This window comes from Anabaena sp. UHCC 0204 (assembly GCF_009711975.1).
GTDB lineage: Bacteria > Cyanobacteriota > Cyanobacteriia > Cyanobacteriales > Nostocaceae > Dolichospermum.
Genome location: NZ_VIKW01000077.1, coordinates 1 through 3,389, shown reverse-complemented (window position 1 = coordinate 3,389; position 3,389 = coordinate 1). Strand labels below are relative to the sequence as shown.

The 3,389-nt window shown below is 38.9% G+C and carries 4 protein-coding genes; all 4 read right to left on the bottom strand.

Annotation, left to right across the window (positions count from 1 at the left end):
* Positions 1 to 28: 28 nt before the first annotated feature.
* The 4 genes from FJR04_RS24595 to FJR04_RS24580 all read right to left on the bottom strand — a co-directional run bounded on the left by FJR04_RS24595 (position 29) and on the right by FJR04_RS24580 (position 3,128).
* Positions 29 to 172 carry a hypothetical protein gene (locus tag FJR04_RS24595; RefSeq protein ID WP_168499810.1) on the bottom strand — a complete coding sequence of 48 codons (144 nt, stop codon included), beginning with the start codon at positions 170 to 172 and terminating at the stop codon, positions 29 to 31.
* 33 nt (positions 173 to 205) lie between these two features.
* Positions 206 to 1,363 (bottom strand): ParB/RepB/Spo0J family partition protein, encoded by a 1,158-nt coding sequence (locus FJR04_RS24590; RefSeq protein WP_168499809.1) that lies wholly within the window; start codon positions 1,361 to 1,363, stop codon positions 206 to 208.
* A 110-nt stretch (positions 1,364 to 1,473) separates the two neighbouring features.
* Complete coding sequence (locus tag FJR04_RS24585; protein WP_168499808.1) at positions 1,474 to 2,286, bottom strand: ParA family protein; 813 nt, start codon at positions 2,284 to 2,286, stop codon at positions 1,474 to 1,476.
* 398 nt (positions 2,287 to 2,684) lie between these two features.
* Positions 2,685 to 3,128 (bottom strand): hypothetical protein, encoded by a 444-nt coding sequence (locus tag FJR04_RS24580; protein WP_006196493.1) that lies wholly within the window; start codon positions 3,126 to 3,128, stop codon positions 2,685 to 2,687.
* Positions 3,129 to 3,389: the final 261 nt, after the last annotated feature.

The window sequence follows — 3,389 nt, the reverse complement described above, 5'->3', positions numbered from 1 at the left end:
TAAAATTTTTATATTTGGAAAATTTGTATTACTGGTTTAGCGTGGTTTTCGTTTTTTTTTGAATATCCGTATTTTGTGAAGCGATCGCTCTTTCAACCTGCAATTCTTGAGCTTCTGCAATTTTACAAGCAGTATCTACTGCCAGTTTTAAACGCAAGCCATCAGCTGACATTTGTAGTCTTAATTTCAAATTCAAGTCAACATTTTAAACCTTATTATCGTTGACAGCTTTTTCCTGTATCACTTCTTCAATCTCTGCCAGTTTCTTGCGGAGAACGTCCTGAAACTCAATTAATTGAGACACCTCAACTTTCTTCAGCGCGTCCCCAGAAACTTTATACAAAGAGCGTGTTGCCTTAGTCATTGGTTTAACTTGGTTTTCGATTTTTTCAGCGTCGGTACTTTGTAAGGCGATCGCCTCAGTTACTAATTGCCGTGTTTTTTGCACAGATAATTTTTCTGCTAACACCTTTTGGGTGATGTTGATTCTAATTTCTTCTGCCTCTGATTCTGGTAGTCCCAAATTTTTCGCTGACAGTTTTTGTAACGCTATGGAATGAACACCTTTAAGACCAGAAGACCTAATTGCAGCTTTCAAGTCTTCCGCTAAAGAAAGCATCGGAAAAATATTGGCATCAATAGAAGCGGGATTGAGTTGTAAATCTAAAAGTACAGTGAAAATTGCCGCTTCGCGTTCATCTAAGTCCAAAATAGCTAAACCTTGTTGTTGTTCTTCCGGTGTTACCGTAATCAGTCCAACAACAGAATTCATTCGTTTTTGTGCATTCAACCGTCGCACTACTGTTGAGAGAATCCGGGGAATATCTTGAGGTTCTAAACCAGTATTTATTGCCAACTCCCGCACAATAGCTTCAGCTTTATCCAGAGGATTGAGGTCTTCCCGATGTAAAGAAGTAATTAAAGCTTTACGGTGCAAAGCATCAGGTTCAGGAATAATCACAGCTTGCAGATTTTCCCAACCCAAATTTTTAGCACTGCGCCAACGTCGTTCACCATCAAAGATAACTAAGTGTTCCCGTTGAATTAAAATAATTGGTTCTAGTTGTCCATCTGATACCAGAGAACGAGACATAGACTCAATACTTTCTGATAAAAATGTTTGTCTCGGTTGCTCTGGGTTGGCTTGAATTTTTTCTAAAGAAATAGATTGGATGCCTGATTGTGACTGAAGTTGCTCCCTGAGAGTTTGTAGCTGAGTTTCTAACTCACTTGATCCTTGAGAGCGAAGTTCTTCTATTTCGGCTTTTAGGCGTTGAATTTCTGCCTCAGCTTCTGATAATTGTTGGGATTGCTTTGCGCCTGAAAAATAGTTCGTGAGGTCAGGAGATTTGCGGGTGGTCATAAGTTAGCACAGATTTAAGTTGTACATTGAGACGATGATTGAACAGGGGAGAGGATTTAAAACTTGTAGCCAAAATCAAAAAGGTACAACTTTTGGGTGTGACAGATTAGTTAAACTTTGACGCTTTCTTTACTTTTGTTGCCAATTAAAGTGGCTAATTTTGAAGCAATTTCTTTAAAGTCATCCTTTGCTTGATGACTGGGGCGGTGAATAGCTAATGGTAATCCTTGTCCACTGGCGTTAACAAATTCAGCACTATCCCGAATTTCTGAAAAAGCATGGATATTCATCTGCTCTAACTGAGATGGTAATGCAGCCAACATTTGTCTATGGGCTGCACGTCGAGCATCGTATTGGTTGGGAACAAAGCCGAGAATTTCTGGTGTGGGTTTTAAGCGTAAATGCTTGCAATGGTAGTAATACCATTCCAGTAAATGAGCCGCTCCTTGAATGGATTTTGGCTCTAGCTGGACAGGGATAATTATGTGTGTACTGGCTGCTAGTGCCATTAAAGGTAAGGGACCCAGGGTAGCTGGACAATCAAAGATCATCAAATCATGTTCTAGAGGATAGTCAGTTAAGCGATCGCCTAATAAGTAAGCTCCTCGTTTGTGTAAAACTAATTCATCTGCTGTTTGGGTGAGAACCATACCACCCTGACAAATAACTACTTTATCGGTGTGTTCACTCCAGCAGGGTGTCAACGGCCAGTTACCATCAAAATTCTCTTTGAGGACAGCAGCTAAAGTATGTTCTGGTTCTGGTTGATTTAAACCACAAAACAGTGTCAGTGATCCTTGCGGGTCAAGGTCAAATAGTGCTACGTTATACTTGCGTTTTGCCAGAGCATGAGCTAGATGGACAGAAAGGGTTGTCTTACCACTTCCTCCAGCATTACTTATTACAGCTAATCTAATTTGCATGACTATTTTTTTGATTTTATGTGAGTATCATATATCGGATTTTTTACATCATATATTGATATATGATTTAAGAATATATTAGAGTCGTTGGGCAATAACCCTTAAAATCCTTTAATTCCTTTCCCGGAAAGCATTTCAGCGATTTTCACTATCTATTTTCTAACAAGTCTAATATTTATTCTATTTGCATCATATATCAATATATGAGAATTAACCGAATCTTGAAACAGAAATTTTCTCTGTTGCTGTAACCTGTAGACTATTGCTCAAATTATGGGTTAAAAAAATAACAGTTCCTACATCTATCATTGAAGTCATAGCCTAGCACTGATAAGTGAAAAAAATTATCTGCCGACAGGAAAAAAATACCTCTGGCAAAGTAGCCAGAAGTAAGATCATTAAAAGGGAATGTGAGAAATATTAGTATTTGGAGAATGTCCGTTGTTAGATGCTGTAGCTACACCAGCACCAACTAGCTGTTGAGTATTTTCCTGTGGAGTTGCTTGAACAACAGGTGTAGCAGTTGGTATAGGATTCCGATTACCAGTGGTAGTGCAGATGAAAGTGCGGATAACCAAGGCTGTTTTCTTTTCTTTATATCCCTTACCGCTATCCACTACGTTAATATCCAAATAGCCCATAGCGATACCAGTAGCATTAATTCCTGATTCAGCAATGGAAACTGCGGCTGCTCCTTTGGTTCTGTAGGGAATTGTGTCTTCCACTACGCCATCTTTTGAATAGTATGAGAAAACACATTCACCATAGACAATCTTTACACCTTGACTGTCAAAAGCTTCATCAATACTGAGCAATCGAATGGTTTGGGTTGAGTTAATCATGGTCTATTCCTTGTGATGAAATTGTCAATTGTTCATTAAAATTGCGCTTTGCGCTTTTCAACCACAACATCCCACAGACAAAAGTTATGCTGCGGGATGTGGTTAGTTTTCTAGAAATTGGCGTTAATTATGGAATCTTGGTCTTCACTGGTTTCATTCGAGTCTTTACGTTGAGCAGAACTGATCAGTTCTAGATTGCTGACACGAATGATGGGTTTTTGTCTGGATTCGTTGGTGTTTTTATCTATCCATCTGTCAAAG

What these genes read in the sequence shown, in the direction of transcription:
- FJR04_RS24595 (WP_168499810.1), bottom strand. Translation starts at nt 172, where the DNA reads ATGTCAGCTGATGGCTTGCGTTTAAAACTGGCAGTAGATACTGCTTGT.
- FJR04_RS24590 (WP_168499809.1), bottom strand. Translation starts at nt 1,363, where the DNA reads ATGACCACCCGCAAATCTCCTGACCTCACGAACTATTTTTCAGGCGCA.
- FJR04_RS24585 (WP_168499808.1), bottom strand. Translation starts at nt 2,286, where the DNA reads ATGCAAATTAGATTAGCTGTAATAAGTAATGCTGGAGGAAGTGGTAAG.
- FJR04_RS24580 (WP_006196493.1), bottom strand. Translation starts at nt 3,128, where the DNA reads ATGATTAACTCAACCCAAACCATTCGATTGCTCAGTATTGATGAAGCT.